We start from the raw sequence: 519 nt of genomic DNA, 5'->3' as shown, positions 1-519 counted from the left end.
ACATTCCCCAGAGGTCTTCGATCAACGGGAGTGATGACGATGAATGAGCGCAAGGCGCTGTTGATTTTGCATGGCAACCAGGCACTCAACGCTGAGGTCCGGTCAGCGGTCGAGAGCAAGCGTCAGCAAGGCTGGGAGTTGGCTGTGCGACTGACCTGGGAGGCTGGCGATGCGCAACGCCTGGTCGATGAAGCGCTGGCTGCCGGTTATACACAGTTGATTGCCGGTGGCGGCGACGGCACGTTGCGCGACATCGCCGAGGCGCTGGCGTTGAATCCGAACGATGCCAGTCTGGTGCTTCTGCCCTTGGGCACGGCCAATGATTTTGCCCGTGCCGCCGGGGTGTCATTGATCCCGGGAGAGGCATTGGATCTGTTGGAAGTGCCTGCACGGGCCATCGACCTGGGCGAAGTGGGAGGGCAGGTATTTCTCAATATGGCCACCGGCGGATTCGGCAGTCAGGTGACAGCGAATACCTCCGAAGACCTGAAGAAAATTCTCGGCAGTGCGGCGTACCTG

Annotated in this window: 1 protein-coding gene; it reads left to right on the top strand. The window is 60.3% G+C overall.

Features of this window, described 5'->3' with window-relative positions; translation table 11 throughout:
- Positions 1–39 precede the first annotated feature (39 nt).
- The coding region (locus tag AC1DH9_RS30735; protein WP_477809529.1) for a diacylglycerol kinase family protein at positions 40–519 on the top strand (480 nt) is incomplete at its 3' end.

It is taken from the genome of Pseudomonas sp. 05T35 (genome assembly GCF_056396605.1).
The sequence above is the reverse complement of the archived record's forward strand: the minus strand, read 5'-3'. Positions and strand labels throughout refer to the sequence as shown.